Source organism: Pseudomonas sp. XS1P51 (assembly GCF_054897845.1).
In genome coordinates this window covers 1068939-1086807 of record NZ_CM142707.1, presented here as the reverse complement: position 1 = coordinate 1086807, position 17869 = coordinate 1068939, and the positions used below count along the sequence as shown (strand labels likewise).

14 protein-coding genes are annotated in these 17869 nt (G+C 62.0%); 5 read left to right on the top strand and 9 right to left on the bottom strand.

Annotation, left to right across the window (positions count from 1 at the left end):
- Positions 1 to 137: 137 nt before the first annotated feature.
- From ACYZUD_RS05165 to ACYZUD_RS05140, 6 genes are all read right to left on the bottom strand, one after another.
- Positions 138 to 1676, bottom strand: a complete 1539-nt coding sequence (locus ACYZUD_RS05165; RefSeq protein ID WP_462022928.1) for an MFS transporter — start codon at positions 1674 to 1676, stop codon at positions 138 to 140.
- 103 nt (positions 1677 to 1779) lie between these two features.
- On the bottom strand, positions 1780 to 2145 hold the full coding sequence (locus tag ACYZUD_RS05160; protein WP_462022927.1) for a DUF427 domain-containing protein: 366 nt from the start codon (positions 2143 to 2145) through the stop codon (positions 1780 to 1782).
- A 272-nt stretch (positions 2146 to 2417) separates the two neighbouring features.
- Positions 2418 to 3905 (bottom strand): efflux transporter outer membrane subunit, encoded by a 1488-nt coding sequence (locus ACYZUD_RS05155; RefSeq protein ID WP_462022926.1) that lies wholly within the window; start codon positions 3903 to 3905, stop codon positions 2418 to 2420.
- A gap of 13 nt (positions 3906 to 3918) precedes the next feature.
- Positions 3919 to 7074: an efflux RND transporter permease subunit gene (locus tag ACYZUD_RS05150; RefSeq protein WP_462022925.1), complete on the bottom strand. Its 3156-nt coding sequence runs from the start codon at positions 7072 to 7074 to the stop codon at positions 3919 to 3921.
- Between the two features lie 15 nt (positions 7075 to 7089).
- Positions 7090 to 8268 (bottom strand): efflux RND transporter periplasmic adaptor subunit, encoded by a 1179-nt coding sequence (locus ACYZUD_RS05145; protein ID WP_462022924.1) that lies wholly within the window; start codon positions 8266 to 8268, stop codon positions 7090 to 7092.
- Positions 8269 to 8651: 383 nt separating this feature from the next.
- Positions 8652 to 9311 carry a gamma-glutamylcyclotransferase gene (locus ACYZUD_RS05140; protein ID WP_462022923.1) on the bottom strand — a complete coding sequence of 220 codons (660 nt, stop codon included), beginning with the start codon at positions 9309 to 9311 and terminating at the stop codon, positions 8652 to 8654.
- 119 nt (positions 9312 to 9430) lie between these two features.
- Here ACYZUD_RS05140 and ACYZUD_RS05135 point away from each other — a divergent pair, with 119 nt between their 5' ends.
- Entirely contained in the window at positions 9431 to 10342 is a 912-nt protein-coding gene (locus tag ACYZUD_RS05135) for a LysR family transcriptional regulator (RefSeq protein WP_462022922.1), read from the top strand.
- Positions 10343 to 10357: 15 nt separating this feature from the next.
- Here ACYZUD_RS05135 and ACYZUD_RS05130 read toward each other — a convergent pair whose 3' ends face one another.
- Positions 10358 to 11191, bottom strand: a complete 834-nt coding sequence (locus ACYZUD_RS05130; protein WP_462022921.1) for an oxidoreductase — start codon at positions 11189 to 11191, stop codon at positions 10358 to 10360.
- Between the two features lie 229 nt (positions 11192 to 11420).
- Between ACYZUD_RS05130 and ACYZUD_RS05125 the strand changes: the two genes are divergently transcribed.
- On the top strand, positions 11421 to 12320 hold the full coding sequence (locus tag ACYZUD_RS05125) for an AraC family transcriptional regulator (RefSeq protein ID WP_462025186.1): 900 nt from the start codon (positions 11421 to 11423) through the stop codon (positions 12318 to 12320).
- 36 nt (positions 12321 to 12356) lie between these two features.
- Here the strand turns inward: ACYZUD_RS05125 and ACYZUD_RS05120 are convergent, their stop codons facing one another.
- Both ACYZUD_RS05120 and ACYZUD_RS05115 read right to left on the bottom strand, forming a co-directional pair.
- Positions 12357 to 12533 (bottom strand): hypothetical protein, encoded by a 177-nt coding sequence (locus ACYZUD_RS05120; protein ID WP_462022920.1) that lies wholly within the window; start codon positions 12531 to 12533, stop codon positions 12357 to 12359.
- Between the two features lie 209 nt (positions 12534 to 12742).
- Complete coding sequence (locus ACYZUD_RS05115) at positions 12743 to 13042, bottom strand: LysR substrate-binding domain-containing protein (protein ID WP_462022919.1); 300 nt, start codon at positions 13040 to 13042, stop codon at positions 12743 to 12745.
- A 59-nt stretch (positions 13043 to 13101) separates the two neighbouring features.
- Between ACYZUD_RS05115 and ACYZUD_RS05110 the strand changes: the two genes are divergently transcribed.
- The 3 genes from ACYZUD_RS05110 (at position 13102) to ACYZUD_RS05100 (ending at position 17815) form a co-directional block, all read left to right on the top strand.
- The gene (locus ACYZUD_RS05110) at positions 13102 to 13287 is read left to right on the top strand and encodes a hypothetical protein (RefSeq protein ID WP_462022918.1); all 186 of its coding nucleotides are present in this window, start codon (positions 13102 to 13104) and stop codon (positions 13285 to 13287) included.
- A gap of 124 nt (positions 13288 to 13411) precedes the next feature.
- Positions 13412 to 15640, top strand: a complete 2229-nt coding sequence (locus ACYZUD_RS05105) for a C1 family peptidase (RefSeq protein ID WP_462022917.1) — start codon at positions 13412 to 13414, stop codon at positions 15638 to 15640.
- A gap of 225 nt (positions 15641 to 15865) precedes the next feature.
- Positions 15866 to 17815, top strand: a complete 1950-nt coding sequence (locus ACYZUD_RS05100; RefSeq protein WP_462022916.1) for a DNA topoisomerase III — start codon at positions 15866 to 15868, stop codon at positions 17813 to 17815.
- Positions 17816 to 17869: the final 54 nt, after the last annotated feature.

Genomic DNA, 17869 nt, shown 5'->3' with positions numbered 1-17869 from the left:
CAGTGCCTGGGAACAATCAACATCAAAAGATCGCAGCCCTCGGCAGCTCCTACAGAGGACGCACATTGCATTCGGTCAATGTAGGAGCTGGCGCAGCCTGCGATCTTTTGATCGTTTTTGAAGGTATCAGACCAGTGTCAGGCTTGAGCAGGGACAACAGCCGTATCTTCCTCGGTGCGAGTACGACTCAGCAGACTCAAAACGACGACCGCCGACAGCACGGTAATCACCGTCAAGACATGCAACAGGTACTGAAACGCCTCGGCATACCCGGCCACCAGTAACGGCTTGGACACTTCCGGCAGCAGATGCGCCGCGCCAGCCATGTCCCCGGTAGTCACCCGCTGCGCAGCTTCTGCCAGCCGTGCCGGATCAGCCAACACCGCAAGGCCGCTCAGATTGGATTGCACCAGGGACGCCAATAGCGCCGCGACGATCGCCAGCGTAATCCCCTCGCCCGCTACGCGTGCCGTGTTGAAAATTCCCGCGGCCATGCCCGCACGTTCTTTCGGCACGACACTCACCGACAGCCCGTCCATCAAGCCCCACGGCAGGCCGGCACCCACACCGATCAACAGCATCGGCAGGATCAGCGCCAGTGTCGGCTCGCCCGTTTCGTACAGGCTCAGCCAGTGCAGGCCCACCGCGGCAATCAGGAAACCGATCCCCGACAACACACCCGCGCTGACCCAGCGAGTCAGCGTCGCCGCCACGATCGGCACCACCAGCATCGGCGCCGACAAGGCCACCAGCAACCCACCGGCATCAATCTCGCTCAGGCCTTCCACGCCGATAAAGCGCAGCGGCAACATCACCACCAGCACGATGTAGCAATAGCAGGTGCCGATCGGCAGGATTTGCACGCCGACGAAACGCGGGAAGCGGAACAGCGAAAGATCGAGCATCGGGCGTTCGACGTGCAATTCGATCAGTACGAACGCAGCCAGCAACAGCGCCGACGTCGCCAGCAGACCGACCACCCATGGGCTGCTCCAGCCGCTTTCCGGTGCCTGGATCACGCCGAAGGTGAACAATGCCAGGGTGGCGCTGAAGGTCAGCGTGCCGGGCCAGTCGATGCCGGTGGCGTCCGGGTCGCGGGTTTCACGCATGCGTGGCAGACCGAAGAGCATGGCAATCACACCGATCAGCGCGGTGAACAGGAAGATGGCCCGCCAATCGAACCACTCGATCAGCACACCCGCCACCAAAGGACCGAACGCCAGACCGATACCGAACGTTGTGCCGAGCATGCTGAAGGCACGGGTGTGGGCATGCCCTTCAAACTCCTGGGCCAGTGCCGCCGAGCCCGCAGCCAGGGCCGCCGCCCCCGCCACGCCTTGCACGGCGCGCATCACGTCTAGCCAGAACACCGAAGGTGCAAAGGCCTGAGCCAGTGAAACCACTGTAAACAGCAGCATGCCGAGGCTGAACAAACGCTTGCGACCGTAGACATCGGCCAGCGCGCCGGCGGCCATCAGCAGGCTACCGAAGGTCAGCATGAAGGCGTTGGTGATCCACGTCAGCGCCACCGGGCTGCCGCCCAAATCGCGGCCAATGGCCGGGGTGGCCACGGCGCCGCCGGTGAAGCTCAAGGGCAACACCAGCGCCGATAAACAGATCGCCAGCAGGATAAGCAATTTGCCACGGTCGGAGCCGTGGGCGGATGAAGTCGTCATGGGAAATCCAGAGTGTCCAGGTGAGTTGAAGGACATTCTGGATTTTGCCGGTCAGGGGATAAACCGCCAGATCGTGGCTTCTTTATCTCCCGGGGAACGACAATCAAACATCTTTGAGCAGCTCAAACGTCACTTGATCGGGATAAAACGCCAGGTAGCCGCGAATCTGGTCTACCGACACCTTGGGGTCCTCATAACTCCACACCGCGTTGGCGCCTTCATGCCCCGGAATTTGTAAGCTGAAATAGCTGGCATCGCCCTTGTAGGGGCAGTAGCTGGTGTGGTCGGTGCGGGCAAAGTACTTTTCGTCGATATCCTCCCGCGGAACGTAATACACCGGAGGATAGTTGGCCTCGAGCAACACCAGCGCCCGTGCGGACGCGGCCACCTGAATACCGTGAAACTTCACCAGCAGGCAGCCTGGCTGCTCTGCGATGGTGATGACGGGGCTAGGACCGGAGCTTTTCATCGGATTCTCCTGGGTTATCGGGAGCGCCCACTCTCCTGTGGCGAGGGAGCTTGTCGGACCGCCGCACCGTCGCGCCGGGCTGCGCAGTGGCCCAAATTCTGAGACTGCGAATTTCAGGTATAACCCAAATTTCGCGATCACGACGGCTTCGCAGCCGAACGGGGGCTTGATCCACTTCGCCACAAAAATCAAAAGATCGCAGCCTGCGGCAGCTCCTACACTGGACCCTGTAGGAGCTGCCGCAGGCTGCGATCTTTTGGGGGCACCTCATATTATTTACCTGCGACGTCACTCCCCCAACCACCACCCAACGCTCGAATCAGGTTCACCGTCGCCACCGCCTGCTGCCCGTGCAGCTGCACCGCGGCCCTTCGTGCCTGCAACACGCTGCGCTCGGCATCCAGCACGTTGAGGAAGATCACATCGCCCTCGCGGTATTGCGCCTGAGACAATCCGGCCGCCCGTGCCGACGCTTCGACGGCTTGCCCCTGAGTCCGGGTCTGTCCCTGAAGAATCCGCAGCTCCGAGAGGTTGTCCTCCACTTCGCGGAACGCCACCAACACTTGCTGCCGATACCGGGCGACATCCTCCTCATACTCGGCCCGGGCATTGGCCAGATCGCCCTTGCGTTTGCCACCGTCGAAAATCGGCAGATTCAACGCCGTGCCGGTCAACGGCCCAAGCAAAAATGTACGGCTACTCCACTGGAACAGATTGCCCAGCGAACCCGATTCAAAACCACCCGAACCGGTCAATGTCAGCGAGGGAAAGAACGCCGCCCTGGCCACGCCGATCCGCGCATTGGCCGCCGCCATCGAACGCTCCGCTGCCGCGATGTCCGGACGTCGCTCCAGCAGCGACGAAGGCAACCCGGCCGGGATGCGTAAATCGATCGGTTGCAGCGGATTGGTCGCCAGGTTGAACTCGCTCGGGTTCTGGCCCAGCAACACCGCCAGGCTGTGTTCGGACGCCGCACGCAAACGCTGCACGCTCATCGCATCGGAGCGCGCCATGGCCAGCTCCGCCTCGGCGCTCGCGACGTCCAGCTCACTGATGTCGCCCAACGAGTAACGTTGCTGCACCAGTTTCAGCGCTTGCTCACGCAAGTCCACCGCCGTGGCAAACACCGCGGCTTCGGCATCCAGTTCCCGCAGGGCGAAGTAGTTTTGCGCCACGTCGGCCTGCAAGGTCAGCAGCACTGAACGCAACAGTGCTTCACTGCGCTGGGTGTCGGCACCGGACGCTTCGACGGTATTGGCCACGCGACCAAACAGATCGACTTCATAGGACAGGCCCATCTGCGCCCGCCACATCGTTTGCTGCGCACCGTTGCCACTGTCGGACTGGAACTGCGAGGCCGGCGAGACCTTCTCCCGGGTCGGACCGAACCCGGCATCAACGGTGGGGAACAACGCCGAGCGTGCGGACTGGTTCAACGCCCTCGCCTCCTTCACCCGTGCCGCCGCAGCCGCCAGGTTCTGGTTGGCGTCCAGCGCCTGGCGCTCCAGATCGTTCAGCGTCGTGTCGTTGAACGCCGTCCACCACAGCCCTCGGGCAACCTCTTCCGAGGGCTGGGCGGTTTTCCAGCGGCCCGCTTCGGAGGGCTCCAGCGGCGCCTCGGTGCGCTCCTCCTTGAAGGCCGGTGGCATCGACAACGAAGGTTTTTCGTAATCCGGCGCCAGGGAGCACGCGGCAGTCGCCAGCAAGGTCACCAGCAGCAACGGGGCTTTCAACAAACGCTGTGCAGATAGATATTTCATGCGGTGCTCCTCGTTATGCGGCGGTGGTTTCGTGTTTGTTCACCAGATGCTTCACCCCCGACAGCTTGCGCAACAGCACATAGAACACCGGCGTCAGCATCAGCCCGAACAGGGTCACGCCGAGCATCCCGAAGAACACCGCGATCCCCATGGCCTGGCGCATCTCCGCGCCGGCACCGGTGGAGAACACCAGCGGCACCACGCCCATGATGAAAGCAATGGACGTCATCAGGATCGGCCGCAAACGCAGACGGCTGGCTTCAATCGCCGCCTCGACGATGCCGCGCCCCTGCATCTCCAGTTCGCGAGCGAATTCGACGATCAGAATCGCGTTCTTCGCCGACAACCCCACCAGCACCATCAAACCGATCTGGGTGAAAATGTTGTTGTCGCCACCCGTCAGCCACACGCCCAGCAACGCAGAGAGAATGCTCATCGGCACAATCAGGATGATTGCCAAGGGCAACGTCAGGCTTTCGTACAGCGCCGCCAGCACCAGGAACACCAGCAGCACGCTGATCGGGAACACCCACAACGCCGAGTTACCCGCCAGTACTTGTTGATAGGTCAGGTCGGTCCACTCGTACTTGATGCCGCGCGGGAAGACTTCCCGGGCAATCCGGTCGACGGCGGCCTGCGCCTGATCGGACGAATAGCCCGGCGCCGGCCCGCCGTTGATGTCGGCCGCGGTGTAGCCGTTGTAACGCACGACCATTTCCGGGCCGTAGGTGGTGGTGACTTTGAGCAGCGACGACAGCGGCACCATGTCACCGGCAGCGTTGCGGGTTTTCAGCAAGCCGATATCGGCCGCGGTGGCACGGAACGGTGCATCGGCCTGGGCCCGCACCTGATACACGCGACCGAAGGCGTTGAAGTCGTTGACGTACATCGAGCCCAGGTAAATCTGCAGGGTGTCGAAGACGTCGGTCACCGACACGCCCAGTTGCTTGGCCTTGACCCGGTCGAGCTCGACGTTGAGTTGCGGCATGTTGATCTGGAACATCGAGAAGGTCGGGCCAAGCTCGGGCGCTTTTGCCGCAGCGGCCAGGAACGCCTGCGTGGCATTGTTCAGCGCTTCATAACCGAGCGCACCACGGTCCTCGATCTGCAATTTGAAACCGCCCACGGTGCCGAGACCGGACACCGGCGGTGGCGGGAACACCGCAATGGCGGCTTCCTTGATGCCAGCATATCTGGCGTTCAACTGCGCGACGATGTCGGCAGCGGACTGATCCTTGGTGCGGTTTTTCGACGGTTCCAGTACCGCGAACACCAGCGCACTGCTGGGCGAATTGGCCAGGCTTACCGACAGCCCGGGGAACTGCGGCACGTTTTTGACCCCGGGAATCTGCAGGGCGATTTCACCCATCTGCCGGACGACTTTCTCGGTGCGCTCCAGGGTCGAGCCACTGGGCAGTTGCACGATGGCAACCACATAGTCCTTGTCCTGACCCGGCACAAATCCGCCAGGCACGATCTTGCCCATGTACACCGCACCACCGAGCAGGATGCCGTAGATCACCAGCATCACCAGCTTGCGGTTGACCACCCGGCGCACTCCTTTGCCATAGGTGTCCGAGCCACGGTTGAACAGCCGGTTGAAGGCCGTGAAGAAGCGCCCGAACGCGCTATCCATGGCACGGGTCAGCCAGTCTTTCGGCTCGTGATGCCCCTTGAGCAACAGCGCGGCCAGCGCCGGTGACAGGGTCAGCGAGTTGAACGCCGAGATCACCGTGGAGATCGCGATGGTCATCGCAAACTGCTGATAGAACTGCCCCGTCAGGCCGGACATGAACGCCAGCGGTACGAACACCGCCACCAGCGTCAGAGCGATGGCGATGATCGGCCCGCTGACTTCCTGCATGGCTTTGTACGTCGCGTCTCGCGGCGAAAGGCCGGCGGCGATGTTGCGCTCGACGTTCTCCACCACGACGATGGCGTCGTCCACCACGATACCGATGGCCAGCACCATGCCGAACAGCGACAAGGCGTTGATGGTGTAGCCAAAACCCAGCAGCAACGCGAACGTGCCGATGATCGAGACTGGCACCGCCAGCAACGGAATCAGCGAGGCGCGCCAGGTTTGCAGGAACACGATCACCACCAGCACCACCAGGGCGATGGCTTCGAGCAGGGTCGTGATCACCGCGTTGATGCTGTCACGCACGAACTGGGTCGGGTCGTACTTGATGCCGTAGTCGACCCCGTCGGGCATGTCCTGTTTGATCTCCTCCATGACCTTGCGCACGTCATCGGAAATCTGCAACGAGTTGGCGTTGGGCTGCTGGAAAATGATCATCTGCACGGCAGGGTTGTTGTCGAGCATCGCACGCAAGGTGTACTCGGCGGCGGCCATCTCGACCCGCGCCACATCGGACAGACGTGTCACCGCCCCGCCGCTGGTCTTGAGAATGATGTCGCGAAATTCCTGCTCGGTTTTCAGCCGGCCCTGGGCGTTGACGCTCAGTTGCATCGGCACGTTGCTCATCATCGGCGCACCGCCGACGATCCCCGCCGCCACCTGCACGTTCTGCTCGCGAATGGCCTTCACCACGTCGGAGGCCGTCAGGTTCAGCCGCGCGACTTTCTGCGGGTCGAGCCAGATGCGCATCGAGTAATCACCGGCGCCCCACATCACCACTTCACCGACACCGGGGATGCGCGCCAGGCGATCCTTGACGTTGATCAGCGCGTAGTTGCGCAGGTAAGTCAGGTCGTAACGCTTGTTCGGCGAAACAATGCTCACGCCCATGGTCAGGGTCGGCGACGACTTGACCGTGGTCACGCCCAGGCGCTGCACGTCTTCGGGCAAACGCGGCAAGGCCTGGGCCACGCGGTTCTGCACGAATTGCTGGGCCTTGTCCGGGTCGGTGCCGAGCTTGAAAGTCACGGTGGTGGTCATCTTGCCGTCGCTGTTGGCCAGCGATTGCATGTAGAGCATGTCTTCGACGCCGTTGATTTGCTCTTCAATCGGCGAGGCCACCGTTTCGGCGATGACCTTGGGGTTGGCGCCCGGATACTCGGCGCGCACCACCACCGACGGCGGCACCACTTCCGGGTATTCGGCGGTTGGTAACTGGGTCAGGGCAATCAGCCCGGCCAGCAGCACCAGCACCGACAGCACACCGGCGAAGATCGGCCGGTCGATAAAGAATTTCGAAATGTTCATGAGGTGCCGCTCCCCTTAGGCCGCAGGTTTGGCGACGGCGGACACGTCGGCCATGTCGATGCTGTTGGCGCGAACGCTGTCGTTGGGGCGGGCACGCTGGATGCCGTTGACGATGATTCGCTCGCCGGCCTGAAGCCCGTTGGTCACCACGCGCAGACCTTCGTGAAGGTCGCCCAAGGTGACTTCGCGGTAATGCACGCGATCTTCGCCATCGACCACCAGCACGTACTTTTTCGCCTGGTCGGTGCCGATGGCCGAGTCGTCGACCAGGATCGCGGCGTGGGGTCGGTCGCCACCGACCTTGATCCGCGCATACAGGCCGGGCAGCAAGGTGCCTTGCGGGTTGTCGAAACGGGCGCGGACGCGAATGGTCCCGGAGCCGCTGTCGAGATGGTTGTCCAGCGAGTCCACCAGACCTTCACGGGAGTAACCGTTTTCGTTGGCCAGACCGAGGGTCACCGCAATCTTGCCGTTCGCAGTGCTGAGGTTGTTGAGGTAGGTCTGCTCGTCGACATCGAAGGAGGCATAGATCGGCGACACCGACATCAAGGTGGTCAGCAGGGGTGCACTGGCCCCGGCGGAAACACTGTTGCCGACGGTCAGTTCAGCGCGGGAAACCCGGCCGCTGACGGGCGCGGTAATCGTGGTGTACCCCAGATTGATACGGGCGACTTCCAGTGCAGCCCTGGCGGTTTTCACCTGAGCCACCGCTTCCCGGGAAGCGTTTTGTTTTTCATCGAAATCCCGTTTCGACACGGCGTTGGCTTCGATCAGGCGCGCGGCACGGGACGCGTCGGTGGCGGTGTAACCGGCCCGGGACTCAGCGGCGGCCAGTTGCCCGGCGGCGCGATCGACTTCGGCCTGATACGGCCGTGGATCAATGCTGAACAGTGGATCGCCCTTCTTCACCAGCGCGCCGTCCTTGAAGTACACGGCGACGATAGTGCCGGACACCAGCGGCCGAACATCGACCCTGTCCACCGCTTCGAGGCGCCCCGAATAGCTCTGCCATTGCGAGATCTGGCGGGACACCACCAGGGCAACATCCACTTCGGTGGCCGGTGCAACACCAGCCGCGACCGCCGAACTGACGGGGCTCAAGCCGTAGCCACGATGGACAGCAAGGCTGGCACCGAGGCCGACCACAACAAGCGCACTCAGCGCGACGGACAGATGTTTGCGGGAGGTGGACATGCTGACAGGCCTCGTATTTTTGTTGGTTCTGTAGAGATCAGAACCGGGTGAGGCACAGTGTGACTTTCGCCTCTAACTGGATAAATAACCGAACTGGCGACGATTTGTAGCTCGCGAGGCGACAATCAATGTGTGGGAGCGAGCCTGCTCGCGAAAGCTCTGAATCTGTCGGCATCAGTAGTGAATGTGATGGCTTCTTCGCGAGCAGGCTCGCTCCCACAGGGGGCGGCAATGGTTGTGGTAATGGGGGCTCGAGTTCGAATTGCTCGGTGCCTGCGCCGGTGCAGATGTCTTGAGTCCAATCTCGGTGTCCGGGCGGCGAACAGATGTACAGCGGCGCATGCACCGCACTGGTGATGACGACGAACTTCATAAGGAAGGAATTACCGATCAGAAAGACGCTGCAATTCGCAGGTCAAGGCATCGACGCAAGCATCGCGATCACCGCGTTGTTCCAGCGCCGTCGAGAGGTTGAATACGTACTCGGCGTTGCTGCCGAACTGGCCCGAAGCGCTGGCCACCAACGGGGCGATCACGGCAAGCGTGGAGTCGGTTTCGTAATGGATATGATCCGGCTCGGCGACAAACACAATCGCGCTCACCTCACGGCCATCGTTGAGCGTCACCGCTGCCCAGATCGGTCGATAGGCACCGGTGGGCATTTCGCGAATCCACAACAGCAGCAACTCTTCATCGGCACTGTCGGGGCACAGTTGGAACGCCTGCCCTTGAGTCACTCCACCGGGTTCCAGGGCAAGCATCCGCCCCGGCGCGTGTTCCGAGCCACGGCCAAAAATCATCCGCAGGCAAAAACTTCGGTGCCAACCATGGAGCGTCGCGGGTTGCTGGTCGATGAACTCAAGCACCGGGTTCCACAGCAACGAACCGTAGCCGAAGACCCAGATGTCCTTCGAGGCCGGACGTGTGTTCATGGTGGCCCGGAATGACTGTTCGATCCGTTCGCGGGTCCAGAGCACGTCCTCGGGCAGCGAGTCGAAACAGGCCAGGTAGGCCCCGGAACTGAGCGACTGTCGGGTCAACATGTGGGCATCCTCATGGCCTGTTCAGGCTTGACTTGCCTGACCATGGGCGCAATTCTGACTGCCGCATCCTGCTTGATAAACCGACCAGCCCGAGACACTTAGTAGCCCCGGCGGAGACAATGATCGAACGCACAGACACCTCGATTCCCGACATCGCCGCCTTCGCCGCCGTGGCACAGACCGGCAGTTTCACCAAGGCGGCCGAAGGTCTGGGCAGCAGCAAGTCGAACATCGGCAAGGCGGTGCAACGGCTGGAAGCGCGGCTCGGCACCAAGCTGTTCCAACGCACCACCCGCGCGGTGCGCCTGACCGAAGACGGCGAGACTTATCTGGTGGCGGCCCAGGCTGCACTGGACGGACTGCGCGAAGCCGAGCTGTCACTGGCCGCCCGACGCGAAGAACCGATCGGCCGGGTAAGGCTGGATTTACCAGCCGGCTTCGGTCGTCTGCTGCTGCCGACGTTCGCCGCCATGCGCCAACGCTATCCGAAGGTGACCCTGGAACTGGCGCTGACTGACCGCATGTCCGATCCGGTGGCCGAAGGCTGGGACATCGTGGTGCGCATCGGCGAACTGCCTCAGGACAGCGACATGACCGTGCGCAAGTTGTGCGACCTGCGCTTCGGTCTGTACGCCTCTCCCGACTACCTGGCCCGTCGCGGGCCGGTGAATGCGGTCAGCGAACTGGCCAGCCATGACGCCATCGTCTTTCGCGGTTCGACCGGACGCCTGCGTCCCTGGACGTTGCTCGATAACGGCTTTGTCCGCGACATCGCCATGGACCCGGTCATGGTCATGAGCGACGGGCAAGTACTGATCGAAGCCACCGTGCACGGCATGGGCATCACGCAGATTCTCGACCGGGTGGCGCAGCCCTATGTCGATGCCGGAAAACTGGTGCATGTGCTGCCGGGCGCCGATGTTGACGGCCCGCCGGTGCATGCGCTGATCCCGTTAGGGCAGCGCATGGGGGCGAAGACCCGCGCGGTGCTGAATCACTTGGCGGACAGTTTGCGCGGGGACGAGGGCTGACTTGCGTTCAACGCTTCAACCATCCGTAGACCGGCTCACTGCCTCCCACGCGTCAATTTCCCGCGCCATCGTCGCCAGCCGTTCGCGCACCAGTTGCAAGGCATCGCTGCCCAGCAACAGGTGGGCTGGCGGTGCGTCGCTGTCGATCAACGTCAGCATGGCTCGGGCAGCTTTCACCGGGTCGCCCAACTGTTTGCCGCTCTTGCTCTGCCGCGCGCTGCGGATCGGGTCGAATGAAGCGTCGTAGTCGGCGATGCTGCGTTCGGAACGCCGCATCGAGCGCCCGGCCCAGTCGGTGCGAAACGATCCCGGCGCCACGGCGGTGACCGCGATGCCGAAGGGTTTGAGTTCCTTGCTCAAGGTGTCGGAAATCCCCTCCAGCGCAAATTTGCTCCCGCAGTAATAAGCGATGCCCGGCATGGTGATGAAGCCACCCATGGAGGTGATGTTGATGATGTGCCCGGCCCGGCGCTGGCGGAAGAACGGTACGAAGGCCTTGGTCATGGCCACCGCGCCGAACACATTGACCTCGAACTGCTGACGCATTTCCTCAAGGGCCGATTCTTCGAAAACGCCTTCGTGGCCATAACCGGCATTGTTGACCAGCACATTCACCGGGCCGAGGCTCGCTTCGATCTCGGCCACCAGCGCATCGATGGCCGCAAAGTCGGTGACGTCCAGGCACCGAGCGAAAGCCTGGTTCGAAGCATGCTGCTCGAACTCGGTACGCGCCGACTCACTGCGCACGGTGCCGATCACCCGATGCCCGGCGGCCAGTGCCTCGTTGGCCAATGCCTTGCCAAAACCGCTGCTGACGCCGGTGATGAAGAGGGTCTTTTTTGCATTCATGTTCTCGCTCCGCCATGGGTTCCGCTGCCGCACAACACGGCAGTCCCGTTGAAGGCCATGGTAGAAGCGTGACGGTCATGGATGAACGCCCAATGCTGTCGGTCTTTTGCCTATTCCTATGAAGTGATTGATTTGCAGCGCCGACCAGCTCACATTCAAGGCCTGTGATAACAGGCTGGATGAAGCGTTGAGCGATTCACACTTTGATCAAAGCAATGAGCAGCAGAAGATGATCGCGCTGCTGACGCGTCTCGCGCCGGATGAAGGCTACAACCTCACGGCGCTGGCAGACGTGCGCCTGCTGCGCTCAAACCGTGCGTTGGAACGCACGCCGGTGCTCTACGATCCGGGCATCGTCATCGTCTGCCAGGGACGCAAACGCGGTTATTGGGGGAAAACAACGTACCTCTACGATGCCCGGCACTATCTGGCCGTTGCGGTCCCGGTGCCTTTCACCATGGAAACCGACGCCAGCGTGCAGGAACCGCTGCTGGCGATCTATCTGCACCTGGACTTCAACCTCGCCGCCGACCTGATGCTGCAACTCGACGATGAACCCGGTGCCGAGCCCCTGGGCATGTACGCCTCGCCCATGGAGCCGCAACTGAGCCAGTCGGTGCTGCGTTTGCTGGAAGCCCTCGATTCGCCGCTGGACAGTCGCATTCTCGGGCCAGCCCTGGTGCGGGAAATCTATTACCGGATCCTTACGGGCGCCCAGGGCGGATCAATGCGCGCCGCCCTCACCGCCCGGGGCCGCTTCGGTCGAATATCCCGAGCCCTGCGCAAAATCCACACCAGCCTCGGCGAACGGCTGGAAGTGGAAGACCTGGCCAAGGAGGCCAACATGAGCGTGCCGACCTTTCACGCCCATTTCAAAGCGATCACCCACACCTCGCCGATGCAATACCTGAAGTCCACGCGTCTGCATCAGGCTCGGCTACTGATGGTGCGCAACGGCTACAGCGTCGCGCTCGCGGCCTCGGAAGTCGGTTATGAAAGCGGCTCGCAGTTCAGCCGCGAATTCAAAAGGCTGTTCGGTCGTACGCCGACCGATGAAGTGACGCGCATGAAAGGCTCGTTTGCGCTGCCGCCGCCCATGGAGAACGCGGTGTTTGTCTCTTCTCATTGAATGCGTCGACGGCATACGCCCGTACGCTCTCAACACTCACGACTGAGCCAGCAGACAACCCACGATGCCCGCCCACAACAGGCCGGCGATCGACCAGCGCCCTTTCGGCCCTGAACACGCATCGCCCACCGCAACCGGGCGTTTGGAAACCGCCAGATGTGCCGCAAAACACTCGGCCGTTTGCTCAAGGTTGCTACCGAAAACTTCAAACATAAGCGTCGCCCCACTGGGTATGGCCATCGGCGCAAGACGTTTCGCAGACAGGCCGTTCGACCTTATGCCACTCATTAATCATGCCAACCCTCAACGGGCTATTAATCAAAACATTGGATTTGGCTGGGTCATTTGAACCACAGAGCATTGGTTAAATTTACCCTGATGCAGGGTAGTAAAGACCATGAGTATCAAAAGCCCGATTGCGGTCAGCGCGTCAACGGCATGTGCGCCGCCACAAACTCGATGAACACCCGCAGCTTCGGCGGCACCTGTCGACCGGACGGCCAAAGCAGATTGAACTGCCCTTTCTCCCTGGTGAAATCCTCGAGCACCTCGACCAGTCGTCCATCCGCCAACGCCTCGCGAACCACAAAGTCGGCAGAGTAGGTAATGCCGAGCCCCTGCACGGCGAGGTCCATGCGCCCTTCCACCGAATTGCAGATCATCGAACGTGGCAGTTCCAGCTCGACGGGCTGATCGTCCCGCTTGAACAGCCACGTCTGCAACTTTCATCGAGAACGGCGAGGCGTCGTTCGCCGACATTGGCGCCGCCCTCGCCGAACGCATGGAACTGGGGCCGGTCCAGTCGTGGTCAGTGGAAGAAGCGGACCAACACTGGGACCCCATGCACGTGCATTACACCTTCGGCACCAATAGCCGGGCGATCGCCAAACGCGCACGGGCGGAACTGGGCTGGGCACCACGGCATAGCTCGATTCTGGACTGGATCAAAAACCAGATGCCGCTATGAACGGACCAACGGCTCAAACCCGCAGAAACATCGTCTACGATCAATAGCACCGTTGACATCCCTGCTTCGCAGTCAGGCAGTCGTGGCGTGGGGGTTCGAGTCTCAGAACTTGAGGGTCACCAAGATGCCCGCTTCAAAGTTTTCCCTCGACCAAACCGTCATCACCCTGGACGCGCGTCCGGATCGCCTGGACTTGCGCGATCGCATCTTTACCCCGCGAGTCCAGTCACTGCCGCCCTCCTGGCCTGCCGACAAGGACATTGCCTCCGAGCTCTCGGGTTACCTGAGCCGAGACATGGTGCTGTTCCAGGGCAACGAGGGGGCATGCACCGGGTTCGGGCTGGCGGCGGTGGTCAATTTTCTATTGTGGCGGCGAGACAAGGCGTCCACCAAAAGCAGCCCGCGCCAGCTCTATCACCTGGCCAAGTTGTATGACGAATGGCCCGGCGAGGATTACGCCGGGTCCAGTTGTCGCGGTGCGTTGAAGGGATGGCACAAGCACGGCGTCTGCGCGCAGGAGCTGTGGCCCTACACCGTCAAGCCCGATGGCTCGGTGCCGGCGTTTGAAGCGCCGGTCGAGAATTGGGCCATGGACGCCGTGACCCGGCCGCTGGGGGTTTACTACCGCGTCGAGAAAGACGATGTCACCGCCATGATGGCCGCGCTGTACGAAACCGGGGCGCTTTACGTCTCTGCCAATGTGCATCAGGGGTGGGCGCTGATGCGGCCCAAAAGCAAAAAAAACCCGGCGGTGGCGTTCGAGAGCATCGCCCAGCTCCCCGTCATCAAGTGGCCGACGAACAGCCAGGGCGGTCACGCCTTTGCCTTGATCGGGTACACCAGCCAGGGGTTTATCGTGCAGAACTCCTGGTCAACCGACTGGGGATTTTCGGGCTTCGCCATCCTCACGTTCGAGGACTGGCTGGCCAATGGCACCGACGCCTGGACCGTGGCCCTCGGTGTGCCGATCGAACACGGCGGCTTATCACACAATTCGCGCCCGTCCCGCTCCAGGGCCGATGTTCAATCACCGTTTCGCAACGCGTTGTCGAGCTCCAGCGCCAAGCGTGAAGGCTTCTCGCTGTTCACCGCCAGCCCCCGCGACCCTGACCGCAAAGGGCCTGCCCCGCTGACCAACGATCAGGCTTACGGCCTGACCATCGTGATGGAAAACAATGGCAGCATCGGCCCCCGACTCACCGACGTGGAAAACGTCCGGGCGGGCGTCAAGCGCATCGTCTACGAGGCACCGCGCGCCTGGTACGACAAACTGCCGGCGGCCAACAAGCCCGCCGTGCTGCGCATCGCCATTTATTCTCATGGCGGACTCAATTCAGAGCAGGACTCCATCAATCGAATTTGTGCGATGGCCCCCTACTTTCTGGAAAACGGCATTTATCCGCTGTTTATCACCTGGCGCACCGGGGTTCTCGAAACCCTGGCGGGCATCGTTCAGGACACCTTGCCAGGGGTGTTCGAGGCCGGCGGCATCAGCGACGTGTTGAAACTGATCAAAGACAAAACCGTTGAAGGCCTCGATCGCACCGTGGAGCTGGCGACGAAAAAACCCGGTGGCGATCAGTGGAGCCAGATGAAGCAGAATGCCGAAGCCGCCGCCGCGACGGGCTTCACGCCGCGCGGCCTGGTGGAAATGGCGGAGGCCCTGAAAAAACTCGCCGACGACCTGGGCAAGAAAAAAGTCGAACTTCATCTGATCGGCCACTCGGCGGGTTCCCTGGTCAACGGCCACTTGATCCGGCTGCTGTGGGCCCGAGGCTTGCCCATCGAGACATCGACGCTGCTGGCCCCGGCGTGCACCCTCGATTTCGCCAACCAGACCTACCGCAAAGTCATCGAGGACGGTGGACTCAAGCGCAAGGACTTCCACATCCACCTGATGTCCGACCAGCGTGAACAGCAGGACAACGTGATTGGCGCGTACCACAAATCGCTGCTTTACCTCGTGTCCCGCGCCTATGAAGAACTGCAACGCATGCCGCTGCTGGGCATGGCCAGCAGCCTGGACGGGAACTGCCAGGACTTCAGCAATCCCGACCTGGCGCTGTGGAATATTGCCGCCAGAAATATGACCGAACAGTGGAATCGGTTCTATTGGGGCAACACCATTCCCGCCGGTTTTGCCGCAACGGGGCGCGGACTGCCCGAAGAGTTCGCGAAAACCCTGCACATCTTCAACGACCCGAAAATGAACTATGGCGCGGGCACCAAAGCGGACACCTCCCACGGCGGGTTCGACAATGACGTGAATGTCATGACTGCAACGTTGCTGGCCATTCTCAGGCTGGCACCCGACGCGAAGCTGACTCAACCGGTGGTTAACCTGAACTACTAAATTGTAGGAGCGAGCCTGCTCGCGATGGCGGCGGCACATCAACACATGGATTTGCCTGTGCTACCGCTTTCGCGAGCAGGCTCGCTCCCACAGGACCGTGGCAACCGGGACAGTCTGCAATGAATCGCAACTCACACGCTGTACATCCATACAGATAAAGATTGCCCCATCGTTCATCAGCCGCCATTCTGTCAGCCTCTCGGCAGTTGATGAACGATGGTGGTTATGCGGCTGTACCTCTGTGAAAAACCTTCCCAGGCCAAAGACATTGCGGCCGTGCTCGGCGCCAGGCGTCGAGGCGATGGCTGTTGGCTGGGAACAGACGTCACGGTGACCTGGTGCATCGGTCACCTGCTGGAAACCGCACCGCCGGACGCCTATGACGCGCGCTACAAACGCTGGGTGCTGGCGGACCTGCCGATCATTCCAGAAAAATGGAAGATGACCGTCAAACCGCGCACGGCCAGCCAGTACAAGGCGGTCAAACGCCTGCTCGGCGAGGCCGATGAACTGGTAATTGCCACCGACGCCGACCGTGAGGGCGAGATGATCGCCCGGGAACTGGTGGAGCATTGTCGTTATCGCGGACCGATCCGGCGGCTATGGCTGTCGGCGCTGGACGATGCATCGATCCGCAAGGCGTTGGCAGCCCTCAAGCCGGGGGCGGAGACGTTCAGCCTCTACCACTCGGCACTGGGACGTTCACGGGCCGACTGGCTGATCGGGATGAACATGAGCCGCTTGTTCACGTTGTTGGGCCGTCAGTCCGGCTATCAGGGCGTATTGCCGGTCGGTCGGGTGCAAACGCCGACCCTGCGCCTGGTGGTGGATCGCGACCGCAGCATTGCCGATTTCGTGCCGGTCGCTTATTGGGCCATCGACGTACAACTGCTGCACGACGGCACCGCGTTCACCGCCCAGTGGCGTGCGGCCTCCGAGGTTTGCGACGATCAGGATCGCTGCCTGAATCAGGCGCTGGCCCAACAGGCGGCTGCAGCGATTGGCGGCGCAGCGAGTGCCCGGGTGATCAAGCTGCGCACCGAGCGCATGCGTGAAGTGGCGCCGCTGCCGTTCGATCTGGGCACCCTGCAGGAAGTCTGCTCGAAGAAGCTCGGGCTCGGCGCCCAGGAAACCCTCGACATCGCCCAGGCGCTCTACGAAACCCACAAAGTCATCACTTACCCGCGCAGCGACTGCGGTTACCTGCCCGTGAGTCAGCACAGCGAAGCACCGAGCATTCTGGCGGCACTTAGGCAGGCTGACCCGGCCCTGAACGCCTTGCACGATCACCTGGAGCCTCAGCGGCGCTCACGGGCGTGGAACGATGCCAAGGTCAGCGCTCACCACGGCATCATCCCCACGTCGGCAGCGAAAAATCTCGATCGACTGGTGGGCAAGCAACGAGCGGTCTACACCTTGATTCGTGCGCGGTATCTGGCGCAGTTTCTGCCCAATCATGAATACGACCGGACCCAGGCCGACTTCGATTGTGCCGGTGAGGCCCTGCGCGCCGTCGGCAAGCAAATCGTCGAACCCGGCTGGAAACGCGCCTTGCCCGAGGCCCTTGCCCCGGCCAAGGGCCGCGAGGCACCGGCACCGCAAACCCTGCCGGCGTTGGCAGAAGGACGTGACTGCGCGGTGGCCGACGTGAAGCTCAAGGACCTCTGGACGCAACCGCCCAAGCCGTTTACCGAAGGCGATCTGATCAAGGCGATGAAGAACGTCGCCAAACTGGTGGAAGATCCGCTGCTCAAGCAAAAACTCAAGGACACCACCGGCATCGGCACCGAAGCGACCCGCGCCTCGATCATCCAGGGCCTGCTCGACCGCGGCTATCTGATAAAGAACGGCAAGGCCCTGGCCGCGACGCCGGCCGCTTTCAGCCTGATCGATGCCGTGCCGCGTGCCATTGCGGACCCTGGGACCACGGCGATCTGGGAACAGGCGCTGGACATGGTGCAAAGCGGTGAAATGAGCCTGGAAGAATTCGTCACCAAGCAGGCCGCGTGGATGAGCAAGCAGGTCGCCCGTTGCGCCGGTCTGAGCCTGACCATCAGCGGCCCGGCAAGCCCCGCCGGCCGTGGCGCTACGCCGTGGAAAAACAAACGCAAGCCCGCCAAGCGCAAACCCTCGACCGGCACCAAACGCGCGGCAAAACCGGCGAGCAAGGTTTGATCGAACACGTCAAATGGACAGCGATGGTCTAGTGTTCTCAAACCGGCGACACCA